Consider the following 14,641-nt stretch of genomic DNA (forward strand, 5'->3'; position numbering starts at 1 on the left):
TTCACTCCAGCACCCGCCACAAATACCAGGCCGCATGGGAGCGGTAAGGCCGGAAACGCTCCCCCAGTTCTTCCAGCGCCTGCCGCTCGCCGATGCCGTACAGCTTTTGCGCCCCCTTGCGGATGCCCAGATCCAGTACCGGCCAGACATCGGGGCGGCCCAGGCCAAACATCAAGAACATCTGCGCCGTCCAGACCCCAAGGCCCTTGACCTGGGTCAGGTGGCGGATCGCTTCCGGGTCGGGCAGGTTTTCAATGCCATCCAGGCCCCCTTCCAGGGCAAAGCGCGACAGCTCCTGCACATAGCGGGCTTTGGCATTTGATAACCCCACGGCCCGCAAATCTTCGCTTGGGGCCTGGTAGAGCACCTCGGGCTCGAGGGCAAAGCGGCTCGCCAGGCGCTGCCAGATGGTATCGGCGGCCTTGCCGGAAAGCTGCTGGCCCACTATCGAGCTCAGGAGCACCACGTACGGCGAACGCTTCGGAAAAGGATGGGGCGCAAAAGGAGCAGGGCCATGCTGCAATGCCAGCTTTTGCATGGCTGCATCGGCAAACGCCACCTGAAGCTTGGGGCGGGGAGCACGGGGCATGGCCAATTCTACTGCCCCCGCTTCCACTCCCCCGACTTACCCCCAGCCTTGTGCAACAGGCGTAGGTTGGTTATTTCCAGGCCCTTGCTGGCCGCTTTGAGCATGTCGTAGACCGTAAGGGCCGCTATGGCGCAGGCCGTGAGGGCCTCCATCTCGACCCCCGTCTCGGCTTTGGTCTTGACGGTGGCGGTGATGTGCACCCGGGCTTCTTCCGGTAGGAAGCGAAGTTCCACGTCTGCGCTGGTGATGGGCAGGGGGTGGCATAGGGGAATCAGCTCGCCGGTTTTTTTGGCGGCCAGAATGCCCGCAAGCTGGGCCACGCTCAGGGGGTCGCCCTTGCCCACCCCACCTGCGCGCAGGGCCTCAACCGCCTCCGGTTGCAGCGCTACGGTGGCCTCGGCGGTCGCGGTACGCAAAGTGGCCGCCTTCTCGCTTACGTCCACCATGCGCGGCTTGCCGTCTTGAAAATGGGTAAGTTTGCTCATATGCAAAGCTTATAGCCGAAAGGCTGCTTCAGATATCCTTCCGCTCGAAGATGAGCAAGGCCAAGGCCGAGAAGCCCACGGTGTAGATGATGAGCAAGGGCAGGCCCCAAGAAACGGCTTCCGGGCGAATGTAAAGGTCAAGGTAGCTAGTAAGCAAGAAAGGCTGTATAGCCGGAAAAGCAATCAGAAGGCGCATCAGGAGCAGGGTCGAGACCGCCGCCAGCGCCGCCGAGGTGGTGCTGAGGAAGACCACCGCATAGAGCATGGCCAGGGCCGAAAGCGGCCAGAGCACCACTCCGGCCAGCGCATGGGCCCGCAGCAGTTCCATAAACGCCCCTGGGGGCGTAAGTTGGCCCACACCCGCAAAGCTGCCCTCGCCCAGGCCCGTGCCGCCGAAGAAGCTACCCAGACCAAAGGGCAAGCCGGCCAGCAGCGAACCCGCCAGGCTCACCATCAGCAGAATGAAGGGGTAGGCCAATACCACGATAACTTTGGCTCCCAGCAAACGGCTACGGGGACTGGGGCGCAACAGCACCGACTTGAGGGTTCCCATCGAGACTTCCGAACCCAGGACTTCCGCCGCCGCCATGGCCGTAAGGAAGGGGAACAGGAAGTCCATGCCGGTCAGGAGCGCAAGAGCCGGCACCTGCCAGCCCGAGACCAGCTCGAGGCCATACTGTGCCCGGAGCCCCGGCGCAAAGGCCCACAAAATGGGCAGCACCAAAGCCGCCAGCAGCCCAATCTGCACCGAGCGCAGCCGCACCAGCTTGCCAAATTCCCAAATTAGTACCCGCAGCATGGGTTGCTCCTTCTCGCAATAGGTGGTTCAATCGCCGTGAAGCACCTCCATACACCTGAGGGATAGCGAGCGTCGGGGAAGCGCATCTGTCCCACCCTGAGCCCTGACCCCTGCACCCTAACCCCTGCTATATGGCTAGGCATTTTTCACCCTTTCCCGGTAATAGTCGTATAGGTCGAAGTAATCGGGTTCCAGAAACTGCACCTGGTAGTTCTCGCGCACCAGCGCCGCCAAAGCCACGTTGGGCGAACCCTCGAAGATTACATTCACATCGCGCAGGCTCACGTTTTGCACCCCCGGTACAGTCTTGAGGAAGGCAGCCGCCCTGGGCGGGTCGTCCACCCGCAAGCGGTAGGTTTCGCCCTTGGCGCCCAGCTTGACCTCTTCCAAGAGCCGCCCCCCGCCCAGAATGCCCACCTTGTCGGAATAGGCCGATACCTCGCGCAGGTGGTGGGTGGACAACAGTACCGCCACCCCTTTCCAAGCCAGCTCGGCCAGAATTTCGTGGACTTTGCTGATGCCCTGCGGATCGAGGCCGCTGGTGGGCTCATCCAGGATAAGGATTTGCGGCTCGTGCAGAATGGCCGAGGCCAACCCCAGACGCTGGCGTTGGCCCAGCGAGTAGGTGCGCACCGGCTGGTCGGCCACTGCCAACAACTCGAGCCGAGCCAATACCTCGCGGATGCGGCTCTCCACGTTGGACATACCCGTCAGGAAGGCAACCATCTCCAGGTTCTGTCGCCCGGTCATGTGGGGGTAAAAAGCCGCCGGAGCCTCCACCACCGCCCCCAGCGCCCGCCGGGCCACATAGCCGCCGTTGTAGATGTCCTGCCCCAGCATCCGCACCACCCCCGAGGTGGGGAAGGCCAGACCGGTGAGCAGGCGAATCAGGGTGGTCTTGCCGGAGCCGTTGGGCCCGGCCAGGGCATAGACTTCGCCCGGCTGCACGGCAAAGGTGATGTTCTCCAGCACGGGTTTGCGCCCGTACTTTTTACCCAGTTGCTGGGCCTCGAGGGCCGCACCCGGGGTGCTGGTTGCCACAGCTTCACTCATGGGTGTGATTATACGCAGGTAACGCGCCGGGCCTGGTTCACGTCCGGCAGATGTGTGTTGGGCGTAACGAGTCAGCTTAATGGTTTGGGTGGGCACAGAAGGGATACGAGCATAGTCTATGGTCTGTGATCCATAGCCGACGAAAAAAATCAGGCAAGGCTGGCAGGACTGGACGCTCGACTTTTTGCGCCCCGGCTTTTTGGCAGTAAAGGTAGAGGGCCTTTTAACGAGGGGTTGTACCCATCTTGCCTTTGGGCGCTGGTGTGTTATCCTCGAGGTCGCGTCCTCGGTCTGACGCGGCGCACCAGCGTGAACCGGGTCAGGGCCGGAAGGCAGCAGCCCTAAGCGCCACGGAGCGGGTGCCGTCAGGGAGCCGGGGGCGCTTTTTTTTGTGTGAATAAAGCGTGAAAAAAAACTCACGCGCTGGTTCTTGATCTGCCGCCAGTAGTCTAACATCCATCTCAAAACAGCTCGAGCACCTGGGGGATTATCGCCATAGAAGGTCATATTGGCCGCTTCTCACCTGGCAGACCCTTATACTTCGCTCTGGGATGTTGCAGCGTTATCTATTGCGCGAAACGTTGTCGCTGTATCTGCTGGGCGTGTTGCTATTCGTGGGGCTAATCACCTTCGATCTGCTCTCCTCGCTCTCGGGAGCCTTCTTGAGGGCCAGAACCCCCGTGGCCGAAATAGCCCAGATGGTGGCCTACCGGGTGCCCTATACGCTGGGCATCGCGCTGCCGCTGGGGCTGGTGTTTGCGCTCCTGGTAGCCCTGGCCCGCTGGATTCGTCAGTCCGAACTCAAGGCCACCTATGCCGCGGGAGTCCCCCCCCGCACCTTCATTGGGCCAGTGCTGGGGCTCGCCCTGCTGGTAGGGGCGGTAGTACTCTACAACGAAGGCTGGCTCAAGCCCATTGCCCAGGAGCGCTTTGAAGCCTTGCAGTATAAAATCTACTACGGTTCCGAGCCCTCCGGCGTCCTGACCGAGCGCACCTACACCCCCCAGGGCCTTGGGGTGTACTATGCCCAGCGCATCTATCCACCGCCCGAAGGGGGGGTGGGCTCGAGGCTGGAAGGCATCCGGGTGGTGGAGCCGGGCGGCTCCGTATGGAGTGCCGAGCGAGGGGTCTGGGTCAGCGGGGCCTGGCGGCTGCAAAATGCCTACCGGGTAGACCCCAACGGCAAAATATTCCAGGAGGCTGAGCATCCGCTGCCCTTCCCCATCGGGGTGCAGCCCAAAGCCGTCTCCTACGAGGCCCTGCGCATGCCCGACCTGCATGCGGTGGCCAAAGCCGACCCTGCCGCACAGTTCCCCCTAGCCCGGCGCTACGCCAACGCCGCGGGTACGGTGGTGCTGGCCTGGCTGGCCATTGTGATTGGCCTCTCGCTGCGCGAGGCGGCCTGGGCCTTTATCGCGGTGGTGGGGCTTATTTTTGGCTACTGGACCCTCTTTACCCTCTCGGCTCAGTTTGCCCGCTTCGATCTGTGGGGGGCGTATGGGGCCTGGCTGCCCAATCTGGTCTACGGGGCGCTGGCCCTCCTCGGCACCTGGAGGCTGGCCAGATGAGGAAAGTTGCACCAGCGCCGGGAGGAAGAGCGTCTGGGTGTAGCACCCCCTATCCCCTGGGTCCCCTCGTCCCTGCCCCAGGCTGGAGGCAGCCGTGAACACCCTGGACCGCTACTTGTCCAAGGAAGTGGGGTCCTATGTGTTGGGGGCGCTGGCGGTGGTGGTGCTGGCCTTGCTGGGTGGGGCCTTGTACGAGGTGCTGGCCCCGCTTTTGGCCCGGGGGGCCGATCCCTGGGTGGTGAGCCAGTATCTGGCCTTCCGGGTACCCGAGGCGCTGGTACGGGGGATGCCGCTGGCCTTCTTGTTCGCTTTATTGCTGGTGCTCTCGCGCATGGGCGAGGAGTCCGAGCTCAAGGCCATGCTGGCCGGGGGGGTTTCCAAGCTACGGGTGCTGTTTCCCCTGCTCTTGTTGGGCAGTTTCCTGTTTGTGGTGTGTCTGGTGGCCGCCGACAGCCTGGTGCCGCGCAGCTTGCAGCAGGGGCAAAACGTTTTGCGGCAGGCGGTGTTGCAAAAACCCAGGGCGTTGCTACAGCCCGGCACCCGCCTGGTGGATGCGTACGGGCGCATCGTGTACGTGGGTGAGGTAAGCGAGAGTGGCATTGGCCAGGTGCGGGTCATTACCGCAGAAGAAATTCTGCTGGCCGAGAAGGGCCGTTTTGAGCAGGGCGCGCTGGTTCTTTCGGAGGGGCTGCGGGTGACCTATGGGGGCGCTCGGCCCCGCACCGTGGCACGGTTTGAGCGGGCTACGGTGCCCTTGGTTGAACTCTCGCTGGAGCCCCCCGGCGGCCTCTTCAGCCTAACGGTTGCCGAGCTGCGCCAGCGCATCACCCAGTACAAAGCCCAGGGGCTCCCCTACCACGCCGAGCTGACCGCCCTGCACCGCAAATGGGCCGAGCCCGCCGCGGTGTACTCGTTCGCCATTTTTGCGGTGGGGTTGGCTTTTTTCCTGCTGGGAGGCAGTCGCAGCCTGGGCATGCTGGGGGTAGTGGTTCTCACCTTCATCTACTACGCCACCTGGAGCGTGGGCCGCATCATGGGCGAACAGGGGGTGCTGCACCCCATCTTGGCCGCCTGGGGGCCCAACCTGCTCTATGCGTTGGCCGGGCTGGCGCTATTGCGACTGGGGAAAAGATGAGCATGGATGGTGGAAAACCAAGATGCACCTTGCGAAGCCCCCTCATGGCCCGCTGCGTCCGGTTTTCGACTCCCCCGCTTTGCACCCGCTCGCTGCTCTGGCTCTCCATGGCAATGCTGGTTTTTTGGTTTGGCCCCTCTGTATGGGCACAGGAGGCCGAGGCCCCAACCTCGGGGGGGAAACGTCTGAAAATCCTCGAGGCCGAGCGTCTGGAGCTCCGAAATGAAAACAACGAGGAGCTGGTCATTCTGGTGGGCAGCCCGGTCAAGATGGACCGGGACGGTGAAAGCATCGAGGCCCCCCGGGTGGTGTTCAACCGCACCCGAAAGCGCCTTTTGCTGATGGGCGGGGTGCGCTACAAAGACAAGCAGGGCCAGCTCATCGAAGCCGACGAGCTCGAGCTCTTTACCGACGACGAAAGCTTCGAGGCTATTCAGGTCAAGATCGAGTCGGGTGAGTTTTATCTGGAAGGCCCCATCTGCCAGCGGGCCGCCGGGCAGATCCTGCTGCAAGAGGGCTACCTGACCCCCTGCCAGCGCTGCGAGCAGGAGGTGGCCGACTATGCCTTCCAGGCCCAGGAAGTGCTGCTTTATCCGGGTGACCGGATTATTGCCCGGGGGGTATGGGTGCTCCTGCGCGGCGAGCGCACTTTGTACCTGCCGGTGCTGCTCTTGTTTTTGAACGAGCGGCGGCCCAAGCTCGAGTTCGGCCAGAGCGAGACCGACGGGGTGTTCGTAGCCGCCGACCTGCCCTACGTCTCGGACTTTGGCATCGGCTTTACCCTGCTGCGCTACTTTGAGCGGCGGGGCTGGGGCTTTGGCTTCGACCATTACGGCATTGGGGCAGCCCTGGAACACTATCAGTTTTTGTACCTGCCCCCCCCTGCCGGGCTGGTGCTGCCCGATAGCGACCCACGCAAGGACGGAATTTTCAAGTACCGCTTCAGCTACAAGCTGGAAGAGCCCGACTGGCGCCTGGAGGGGCAGATCGTGCGCGACGATAGCTCGCAGGTAGAGCCGCGCTTTTTGCAGGGGGCGGGGGGCCAGCCCGACTACACCACCTTCCTGATCGAGGGGGCCACCCGGCAAACCCCAACCAGCAGCGAGCCCCTCTACCGCGTCACCCTGGACGGCTACCTGGATCACAACCCCCTGGCCCTGCCCAACGAACGCACCACCCCCAAACGTCTGCCCGAGGCCGAGATCAGTTTTCCCAGGGGCATCGAGGGCGAGTTCAGGCTTAACGGGCGGGTCTTGCTGGGCTACTACGAAGCCCCCTCCAATCCCCTCAACCGCAGCGCCCGGCGGCTGGGGCCCTACATTGGTGCGGGGCGGCTCTGGGTGGAGCACCGTAGCAGCTACCGCCCGGCGACACCCCTCTGGCCGGGCTTCAGTTTTAGCGTCGAGAACACCTTTATTGGCCGCTATTACACCACCCAGAATTTCGACCCCCAGGGCAACCCCACCGAGTTCGAGCGCCTGATCCGCTGGGATACCCGGGCAAGTGTGGGCCAGACCCTGGGGGCCTTCAGCGTGAACCTGAGCGTGAGCCGCAATGTGGTGGAGGGCGAAACCCCCTTTCAGTTCGACTTCGAGCGCCCCCAGCGCACGAGCCGGCTGGAAGGCTCGTTTAGCTTCAACCCCGACCCCCTTTTTTCCTTCACCGCACGGGCTACCCGCGACCTCGAGCGCCGTATCTTCGACCCCCCCGCCGAGTTCGCTTTTACCTCACGCCCCTTCCCCTGGTTCAACTTCACCACCAGCATCAGCCGCGACCTCGAGCAGGGCCGCTGGGGCCTGCTGCGCAGTGGCCTGGGCCTCTCCCCCGCCCCTTTTAGTCTGAACCTGGCCTACGAGCGGCAGCTCGAGCTAGGCCTGGACCGTCTCCTTACCCTGAGCGCGGCCTACAGCCCACAACCCTTCAACTTCTCGCTGCGCACGGGTTACCGCTACTGGGACGTGCAGGAAAAAGAAGCCCGGCCCATAGACCAGATTCCCCTGATTGCCCGCTACGATCCCCTCGAGCTCTCCGCCAGCTACAACCCCCCCGGCAACACCACCTCGCTCAGCCATAGCCGCGATCTGAACAACGGGCAGGCCATCCGTACCGAGCTGAACGTGGTGCTACAAGAGGCGCCGGACAGCTTCCGCCTGCGCCAGACCTTCACCCACCTGTATACACCCCTGGCCTCCGTCACCAACCCCAACCCCACCACCACCCCCGCCCTGCTGGACGGCCTGGCCCAGCTCACCCTGAGCCTGCATACCTTTGTCTTTGCCCACACCATTGGCTTTAGCCCCGGCAGCGAAACCCGCTTCCGTCTGGGCTACCAGTACAGCGCCGACCTCCTGCAGGCCGACCTCTTGTGGAACTACCGCGAGGGCCTGCTGCGAAACCCCCGCCTGGCTGTGCGGGCCGCTGTGCGCGAACCCGAGGTATTCATCAACGAGGTCTCGGCGGAGTTTCACTTCCCCGAAAGCGAAAACCTCCTCACCCTCGAGGACGACACCCAGGCTTTCCTGCGCTTTGTGCGCTTTAGCGGCGAGCTGGAAATTTTCCCCGCGCCCCTGCGGATGGAAGACCCCCCCGGCCTTTCGTTACAGGGGTTTGTGGCCCTGGAGCGCCTCACGGACAACAGCGGACGCTTCCGCGTGACGCTGCGCGAGTTTGGCCCCACCTTTAGCTTTATGGGCCTGGAAAAAACCCGCCTGTTCTACCGCATCGTGTGGAACGCGCCCGAAAGCGGTGGAACCAACCCCCGGGAGTTCTTCTTGCCCAACCTCGAGGGCACCATCCTGCGCCCCCGCTTCGATCTGATTATTGACCGTTGCTGCTGGGCTTTCCGGGCCAGCCTGGATACCCTCAAGCAGGAGTTCAAGTTTTCCTTTGCTCTAGGGGGCGATGCCGCCGAGTTCTTGTTCAGTCAGAATAATATCGTTCTGCCGGGCGGCATCAAACTCCCCACCCCCGGAGGTCGTTGAGTGAGAGGGTATCTTTTGCTATGGCTTTGGCATCGGAAGGCTCCGGTTCGGCCTTTCCGAAGGACTATACAGCTTGATATTATGGGCCGATTCTCGATCAATGCCTTCGCACTGCCGTTGCTCTTGGGTCTGGCCTTACTAACCGCCTGCACCGGCAGCAGCGAGGAACCCACCCGCGCCCTGCTGGTAGCCGGGATCAACACCCCCGGCAGCAACACCTACCAGATTCGCTTCTTCCAGAGCAGCACCCTCCAGCCGGGCAATTTCGACCAACCCCGCCGGGTGGGCAGTTGGGATCTGGACGAGCCCATCGTAACCCTGCTCTACCGCCGCAGCCTACAGGAGGGGGTTAACGACCAACTCTGGGTGCTTACGCAAAACCGCCTGCGCCGGTACAACGCCAGCAACCTCAGTGTGGAGGATGTGGGAACCCCCCAGCTCGACGGCTTTGACCAGGCCACAGGGGTAGACTGCTCGAGGGGCTATCTGCGCCAGGGGCAGAGCAACGTTTTACTGGTCTGCCCACCCGCACCTGCCACCCCTCCCCGCCCCATCGAGGAATACCGGGCCTGGATTATTCCCTTCACGGCCACGGCCCTTCCCAGCCCCATTGACTTCACCAACCCCAACCTGGTGCGCCTGAGCGCTCCTGTGCAGCTCACCCTGGGGCAAAATGACCAGCTGCTCTACCTGACGCCAGCCCAGTTCGGGCAGTACGATTTCGTCAACCCGTTTATCGAGCGACCCCTGAGCCTTACGGCCAGCCCCACCGACCTGATTTTTGTGAACGGCCTGGGCCTGGGTCTGTTCGACGACAACGACCCCACCACCACCGACACCACCCTGGTTTCCTGGAACCTGAGCGCTACCAGCGAGGTGGGGCTGGTGCAGAACAGCAACATCGCTGCGCGGTTGTTTGCCAGGGGCGCCCCACCGGTCTTCGTACTGGGTACCGGGCTGGCTCGGTTTGAGGGGAACCTTCAATTGCCCCGCGAAACCGAGAGTGGCCTTCTGCGCACACGCCGCTACAGTACGGCCACGGTAGGCATTGACCAGTTTTTGTACATTGCCGATCTGGACTCCCCCACCCTCTTGGTGATTGATTTGACAGTCAATATTGCCAGCGCCCTCACCAGCGCCGGGGTTCGCACTTCCTCGCTGGGCAGCTTCCAGGAGCGCATCACCAGCCTGGCCTTCATCCCCGTGGAGTAGCATCTTGTGGCCTTACACCCTTACGAATATCCCTGTCCTGCCAAGCGCTATTGAGGTAGCTTGGGAATATGAACATCCACCACATTGGTATCGCGGTTCAGGATTTGGAACAGGCCGCCAGGCCCTATTTCGAGCTTGGCTATACCCTCGAGGCGCAGGGCACCGTTGAAAGCCAGGGGGTCGAGGTCTGGATGCTCAAGAGTGGGCACAGCCGGCTCGAGCTCCTCAAGGCCACCCGCCCCGACTCGGCCATCGCCCGGTTTATCGAGAAACGCGGGCCGGGCCTGCACCACATCGCCCTGGCCACGCCGGATATCGCCGCCGAGTTACAACGACTGGCCGCCATTGGCACGCCCCTGATCGATGCCGCCCCCCGCTCCGGTTTTGCGGGGCACCAGGTGGCCTTCATTCACCCCAAATGGTCGGGGGGGGTGCTGGTCGAGCTGGTCGAGGTTCACGCCTAACTTACTCAGGCCTGCGGCTGGGCCAGCGCAGGTTCCCAGAGCGGTAGGCTCGCCAGGCGGCCAGCAGAACGGCAAAGCCCACCCCGGCCAGCAATATCAGGTAGACGTAGCGCTCGAGGTGTGGGATCCTCGAGCCCACATAGTAGGCCACCAGCGTGAGCCCCTGGGTCCAAAGCAAGCTCCCCAGCAAGCTCAGCACAAAAAAGCGCAGCCAGGGCATTTTTACCGTCCCGCAGGTGAACGGTACCACCGCCCGGAACACCGGCACATAGGGGCCAATCAGAATAGAGAGCGGGCCAAAGCGGGCCATGAAGCGCCGGGTGCGCTCCAGGTCTTCGGCTTTGACCTTGGCTTTGGTGAGCAGGGCTGGCCCGATCTTGCGACCCAGAAAATAGCCCAGGTTGTTGCCCAGCACCGAACCCAAAAAAAGCGCCAGCAAGGCCACAGACAGTTGCAGTTTGTTAGCCGCCGCCAGCAAACCCACCGCTATAAGAAGCGAGTCCCCCGGCAGGAAAAACCCCACCAGCAATCCTGTTTCAACAAATACCGTGGCAAAAATACCCAGATACCCCACCGCCTGCACATAGGCCGTTACATCCATGAGCCTCACCCTAATGCATAAGGCGTCCAATCGGCAAGCCAACTTGAACCCTAGATTCGACCCCTCATGAGCCAAGTGCAGTTGTCTCTATGGGTTCTGCAGGTAGCAGGTAATGGCAAATCCACGTAAACTCCTTGCCTTCTCCTGCCAGAGGAGAAGGTGGCGACACCCCGACCGCGCTATTTACAAACAGTTACGCAAACGCAGTTGACTGCACCTGGGGTGTCGCCGGATGAGGGAGCTTGGAACGACCCTCAAAGCTAACTCTACATGTACAGTCGGGCCGATTCCCCAGAGCATGGCGAGCCGGCCCGATCAGGGATTAGCGGGGCCAGAGGTACAAAAGCATTAAGAGAGCCCCCAAAAGGGCGCTATTCTTCATGAAATTGACCATCTCAGCCATACGCTGCATGGGGTCTTGCACAGCCCAAAAGCTGTGCATCCAAGGGGTTACAAACAGCAAAAATACCACCAGCAGCCATAACCCTACTTGCACGTACAACCCCGTGATAATGGTCAGACCCCCCAAAAGCAACATCAGGCCAGTAGCGTACACCGCCAAAGCCGGGGCCGGCACCCCTTTACTCTGGGCATAGGGGATCATTTGCTTACCCATAGCAAAGTGATTGAAGCCATTGATGACAAAGAAACCACCCAACAAGATTCTTCCAATCCAGAACAGCAGTTCCATAAGCTACCTCCGTATATTTACCAAGGGCTCGAGCACCCTGGCTGTCCCTTAGCAGATAATATGTATAGCACTTTGCTATTTCAAGTGTAAAGATCTCGAAGATTTTGCTTCGTTTCATCGCTGCACTACGAAGGATGTAAAGCCAACAAGTCCAGTTCTAGCAACCTTTTGCATGGGCGGTTACCGAGGCGGGAAAATCTGCAACTCCAGCACCCGGCCTCGGGGGCTGCGGCTGGCTGCATAGACCAGGCTTTCGCCAATTTCTGCGGGGTCTACCCAGGCCATGGGGTCGGCGTCGGGCATCTCTTTGCGGTTGGCCGGGGTATCCACGGCCCCCATGGGATAGACAATCGCCACCCGGACTGCCGTGCCCGTTAGTTCGGCATCCAGCGAGCGCAGGTAGGTAGCCACGGCGGCTTTGGCGGCGGCATAGAGCGCCACGCCGGGCCCCACCCCATTCCAGGCAGCCGCCGCCGAAATACCTGCGATAAAGCCGTCTTTCTGGCCCAGGAGCTCGGGCAATATGGCCCGGGTCATGTAAAACAGGGTACGCATGTTGAGGTCGAACATCCGGTCGTAGAGGCTGGGATCGGTGTCCTTGATGGGCGCGTAAGCGAAGCCCCCTACGGTATGAATCAGACCGTCCACCCGCCCGAAGTGGGCTTTCACCTGGCGCACCAGCATTTCGGCATCGGGGTAGTGGGTCAGGTTGGCCACAAAGGCCCGCCCGCCCAGTTCCTGTGCTCGCTGGGCAATGGTCGTTTCGTAAGCATCGGCGAAGGCCAGCTTTGCGCCTGCCTTGTTGAACGCCTGGGCAATGGCCCCCGCAATGGCGCCACCGCCACCAGTAATGATGTAAACTCTATCCTCAAGTGTTTGCATGGCCTAATTATGGGCCTCAATACCTGCCATGGCGTGTCTTTATGCTTACATTCGACTTCAAAGTCTGGGGCGATCCACCCTGGCCCCTATCATCTTGTTCAAGAGTTCCACCAGTACCCGCGATTCTTGCTCCTGGGTGCCGCTCAGGTCGGTGAGGAAATCTTCCCAGAACCACCAGTCGGGGAAATAGCTTTCGTTGACGAAATGGCCCTCGCCATAAAACCTGAACAGGTCGAGCTCTTCACCACTGCGCAAGCGCAACCCCACACGAAAAAGTTCCTGGGTATCCCTGGCCGGAAAAAACCAACCCCCAAACGTCCAGTCCTCGAAGCCATAGGTGACGGCTTCTACCTGCTCGAAAGGAATCAGACGGGTTCGCTCCACCAACCAGAACTGACGGTCGTGAATCATCAGCCAGCCCTTGCGCGGCTCCACCACCACCTGTCGGCTGAAAGCGCCCAGGCTCAGAATCCGCAGCCTTAGGGCAGAGGTCACCACCAGACGCACTCCCTGTTTTTGCATGCGCGGGCCAATGGAGAACAAGCGAAAGCTGCGTTTCACCCTGCTCTTGATGCTACGGCACACATTGTGAAGCAATCGGGTCATCTTGCCCTTGGGCCTGGAATATTATCCAGATAGGGTAGCTATCTGAGCCATCCCTTTTCGGCTATTTTGTAGAGGCTAAAGCGGCGGTCTGCGGCTACAGTCAAGGGGAAAACCGCCCTCAGGAGGCTTATGGCAACGAAAAAAGTGGTACTGCATCGCTTGGGAGGACACCGGTTTGTAGGTATCAACGAGCAAGGCGATAAGGTAATGGTGGACGGCGACCAGCCAGCTACCGGCATGCGCCCTATGGAGCTTTTGCTGGCAGCGCTGGCAGGCTGCACCGCCTACGACGTCGTGGACATCATGGAGAAGAAGCGCCAGCCCCTGGCCAGCTACCGCGTGGAGGCTGTGGGCGAGCGGGCCGAGGAGCACCCCAAGCGCTTCACCCACATTGTGGTTACCCACTATGGCGCCGGGCCCAGCGTGACCCGGGAGGCCCTCGAGCGGGCCGTGGAGCTCTCCCACACCAAATACTGCTCGGTCTCGGCCACCCTGAACGCCCATATCGAGACCCGGGTGGTAGTAGAGCCCTGGCAGGGCGAGCCGCAGCTTCAGCAGCAACAGTAAATTTTTCTAGAGCAAACCCCCATACTCTCTCATGCAAGGCTCTGGTAGCGTTGCCCCATGAGAGTGCCTATTTTAGCTGCTGTACTGGTTTTATCTGGCCTTGCCTTGGCTCAACCCACTTCTAATTCTCCTATCGCCTGGGGTTCATATACCATCCGGCAAGAAGCGGGCCTGCTGCGCATCATCCGTGCAGACCGCACGCAGGTGGAAATTAAAGGCGGGCAGTTCGAGGTCAAGCAGCTCGAGCTGACCGGCCAGGCACCCGCCGAACTCTGGATCAACGAAACTTCAGGGCCTCACACCACGGCTTATTTCTTCACCCAGGAGCAGGGCTTTCGCAACCTGCTCATCTACCGGGGGCGCACCGCCGGGGTTCTGGAAGTGCGCGATGTGGACGGTGACCGGCGGCCCGAGATAATTGTGGGCACCGATGTATTCGCCGACTTTGGCGGATTGCCTCGGGAGGTGTACCCCCGCCTGACCTACATCCTGGCCTGGGACGGGGTGCGCTATGTAGACGCCACCGCGCGTTTCCCCACCCTGGGTTTCCGCACCCTGTCCTATTACCGCACAGCCCTCCAGGACGCTCTCATCCAAAAGGACGAAGTCAACGCCCGCAGCGCCGCGCTGGGCTACTACGGGCGCGGCCTCATTACCGGCCAGGCCGACGAGGCCAAAACGTGGCTGATGGCCAACACCCCCCAGGCCATCCGGCGCTGGCTGCTGGACCTCGAGGGCGAGGTTATCCGGGCTTTGTATACCGACCTGGCCTGCCGGATGACGGTGAGTTACAGCCGGAGCCTGCCCCCCAAGCCGGTTTGCAACAGGTAATACCGGATTCAAAAAGACAGTTTACAAAACCAAAAACACCAGAGGCTGTCTTTTTGAATCCTAGAGCACACCCCTCCCTTGAGTACCGGCGCTAGCCGGGGGCCGATGGCCCTTCACTGTCGGTCGGCGAAGAAAGCGTCTCCCTTCCAAGGGGCGGTATCGCCCTCCGCTACGCGG

The 14,641-nt window shown here is 61.6% G+C and carries 15 protein-coding genes and 1 other RNA gene; 8 read left to right on the top strand and 8 right to left on the bottom strand.

The window, feature by feature from the left end; genetic code table 11:
* Position 1 precedes the first annotated feature (1 nt).
* The 4 genes from Mhypo_RS10190 to Mhypo_RS10205 all read right to left on the bottom strand — a co-directional run bounded on the left by Mhypo_RS10190 (position 2) and on the right by Mhypo_RS10205 (position 2,926).
* Positions 2-538, bottom strand: a complete 537-nt coding sequence (locus Mhypo_RS10190; protein WP_119341205.1) for a DNA-3-methyladenine glycosylase family protein — start codon at positions 536-538, stop codon at positions 2-4.
* Between the two features lie 59 nt (positions 539-597).
* A complete protein-coding gene (gene moaC / locus Mhypo_RS10195) occupies positions 598-1,074 on the bottom strand; it encodes a cyclic pyranopterin monophosphate synthase MoaC (protein ID WP_119341192.1) in 477 nt (158 codons plus the stop codon).
* 28 nt (positions 1,075-1,102) lie between these two features.
* The gene (locus Mhypo_RS10200; protein WP_119341193.1) at positions 1,103-1,873 is read right to left on the bottom strand and encodes an ABC transporter permease; all 771 of its coding nucleotides are present in this window, start codon (positions 1,871-1,873) and stop codon (positions 1,103-1,105) included.
* Between the two features lie 135 nt (positions 1,874-2,008).
* Positions 2,009-2,926: an ABC transporter ATP-binding protein gene (locus Mhypo_RS10205; RefSeq protein WP_119341194.1), complete on the bottom strand. Its 918-nt coding sequence runs from the start codon at positions 2,924-2,926 to the stop codon at positions 2,009-2,011.
* Between the two features lie 283 nt (positions 2,927-3,209).
* On the opposite strand from Mhypo_RS10205, the gene ffs reads away from it, so the two are divergent.
* The 6 genes from ffs to mce all read left to right on the top strand — a co-directional run bounded on the left by ffs (position 3,210) and on the right by mce (position 10,286).
* Positions 3,210-3,309: signal recognition particle sRNA small type (ffs, locus tag Mhypo_RS10210), an RNA gene on the top strand.
* Between the two features lie 168 nt (positions 3,310-3,477).
* Positions 3,478-4,494, top strand: coding sequence for an LptF/LptG family permease (locus Mhypo_RS10215; RefSeq protein WP_119341195.1), 1,017 nt, complete (start codon positions 3,478-3,480; stop codon positions 4,492-4,494).
* A 94-nt stretch (positions 4,495-4,588) separates the two neighbouring features.
* Positions 4,589-5,629 carry an LptF/LptG family permease gene (locus Mhypo_RS10220; protein WP_119341196.1) on the top strand — a complete coding sequence of 347 codons (1,041 nt, stop codon included), beginning with the start codon at positions 4,589-4,591 and terminating at the stop codon, positions 5,627-5,629.
* A gap of 107 nt (positions 5,630-5,736) precedes the next feature.
* Positions 5,737-8,610, top strand: coding sequence for an LPS-assembly protein LptD (locus Mhypo_RS10225; protein WP_240637187.1), 2,874 nt, complete (start codon positions 5,737-5,739; stop codon positions 8,608-8,610).
* Between the two features lie 81 nt (positions 8,611-8,691).
* Complete coding sequence (locus Mhypo_RS10230; RefSeq protein ID WP_119341197.1) at positions 8,692-9,822, top strand: hypothetical protein; 1,131 nt, start codon at positions 8,692-8,694, stop codon at positions 9,820-9,822.
* A 68-nt stretch (positions 9,823-9,890) separates the two neighbouring features.
* Positions 9,891-10,286 carry a methylmalonyl-CoA epimerase gene (mce, locus tag Mhypo_RS10235; RefSeq protein WP_119341198.1) on the top strand — a complete coding sequence of 132 codons (396 nt, stop codon included), beginning with the start codon at positions 9,891-9,893 and terminating at the stop codon, positions 10,284-10,286.
* Between the two features lies 1 nt (position 10,287).
* On the opposite strand, the gene Mhypo_RS10240 is transcribed toward mce, so the two are convergent.
* From Mhypo_RS10240 to Mhypo_RS10255, 4 genes are all read right to left on the bottom strand, one after another.
* Positions 10,288-10,887 (bottom strand): DedA family protein, encoded by a 600-nt coding sequence (locus tag Mhypo_RS10240; RefSeq protein ID WP_119341199.1) that lies wholly within the window; start codon positions 10,885-10,887, stop codon positions 10,288-10,290.
* Positions 10,888-11,209: 322 nt separating this feature from the next.
* Positions 11,210-11,578, bottom strand: coding sequence for a DoxX family membrane protein (locus tag Mhypo_RS10245; protein WP_119341200.1), 369 nt, complete (start codon positions 11,576-11,578; stop codon positions 11,210-11,212).
* Positions 11,579-11,758: 180 nt separating this feature from the next.
* A complete protein-coding gene (locus tag Mhypo_RS10250) occupies positions 11,759-12,460 on the bottom strand; it encodes an SDR family oxidoreductase (protein ID WP_119341201.1) in 702 nt (233 codons plus the stop codon).
* A gap of 57 nt (positions 12,461-12,517) precedes the next feature.
* Complete coding sequence (locus Mhypo_RS10255) at positions 12,518-13,021, bottom strand: hypothetical protein (RefSeq protein ID WP_147075271.1); 504 nt, start codon at positions 13,019-13,021, stop codon at positions 12,518-12,520.
* Positions 13,022-13,195: 174 nt separating this feature from the next.
* On the opposite strand from Mhypo_RS10255, the gene Mhypo_RS10260 reads away from it, so the two are divergent.
* The gene (locus tag Mhypo_RS10260; protein ID WP_119341203.1) at positions 13,196-13,633 is read left to right on the top strand and encodes an OsmC family protein; all 438 of its coding nucleotides are present in this window, start codon (positions 13,196-13,198) and stop codon (positions 13,631-13,633) included.
* Positions 13,634-13,690: 57 nt separating this feature from the next.
* Positions 13,691-14,464 (top strand): hypothetical protein, encoded by a 774-nt coding sequence (locus Mhypo_RS10265; RefSeq protein WP_119341204.1) that lies wholly within the window; start codon positions 13,691-13,693, stop codon positions 14,462-14,464.
* Positions 14,465-14,641 lie beyond the last annotated feature (177 nt).

Origin of the sequence: Meiothermus hypogaeus (assembly GCF_003574035.1) — a bacterium.
In the GTDB taxonomy this organism is placed as follows: domain Bacteria; phylum Deinococcota; class Deinococci; order Deinococcales; family Thermaceae; genus Meiothermus; species Meiothermus hypogaeus.

What these genes read in the sequence shown, in the direction of transcription:
- Mhypo_RS10190 (WP_119341205.1), bottom strand. Translation starts at nt 538, where the DNA reads ATGCAAAAGCTGGCATTGCAGCATGGCCCTGCTCCTTTTGCGCCCCAT.
- moaC (WP_119341192.1), bottom strand. Translation starts at nt 1,074, where the DNA reads ATGAGCAAACTTACCCATTTTCAAGACGGCAAGCCGCGCATGGTGGAC.
- Mhypo_RS10200 (WP_119341193.1), bottom strand. Translation starts at nt 1,873, where the DNA reads ATGCTGCGGGTACTAATTTGGGAATTTGGCAAGCTGGTGCGGCTGCGC.
- Mhypo_RS10205 (WP_119341194.1), bottom strand. Translation starts at nt 2,926, where the DNA reads ATGAGTGAAGCTGTGGCAACCAGCACCCCGGGTGCGGCCCTCGAGGCC.
- Mhypo_RS10215 (WP_119341195.1), top strand. Translation starts at nt 3,478, where the DNA reads ATGTTGCAGCGTTATCTATTGCGCGAAACGTTGTCGCTGTATCTGCTG.
- Mhypo_RS10225 (WP_240637187.1), top strand. Translation starts at nt 5,737, where the DNA reads ATGGCAATGCTGGTTTTTTGGTTTGGCCCCTCTGTATGGGCACAGGAG.
- Mhypo_RS10230 (WP_119341197.1), top strand. Translation starts at nt 8,692, where the DNA reads ATGGGCCGATTCTCGATCAATGCCTTCGCACTGCCGTTGCTCTTGGGT.
- mce (WP_119341198.1), top strand. Translation starts at nt 9,891, where the DNA reads ATGAACATCCACCACATTGGTATCGCGGTTCAGGATTTGGAACAGGCC.
- Mhypo_RS10240 (WP_119341199.1), bottom strand. Translation starts at nt 10,887, where the DNA reads ATGGATGTAACGGCCTATGTGCAGGCGGTGGGGTATCTGGGTATTTTT.
- Mhypo_RS10245 (WP_119341200.1), bottom strand. Translation starts at nt 11,578, where the DNA reads ATGGAACTGCTGTTCTGGATTGGAAGAATCTTGTTGGGTGGTTTCTTT.
- Mhypo_RS10250 (WP_119341201.1), bottom strand. Translation starts at nt 12,460, where the DNA reads ATGCAAACACTTGAGGATAGAGTTTACATCATTACTGGTGGCGGTGGC.
- Mhypo_RS10260 (WP_119341203.1), top strand. Translation starts at nt 13,196, where the DNA reads ATGGCAACGAAAAAAGTGGTACTGCATCGCTTGGGAGGACACCGGTTT.
- Mhypo_RS10265 (WP_119341204.1), top strand. Translation starts at nt 13,691, where the DNA reads ATGAGAGTGCCTATTTTAGCTGCTGTACTGGTTTTATCTGGCCTTGCC.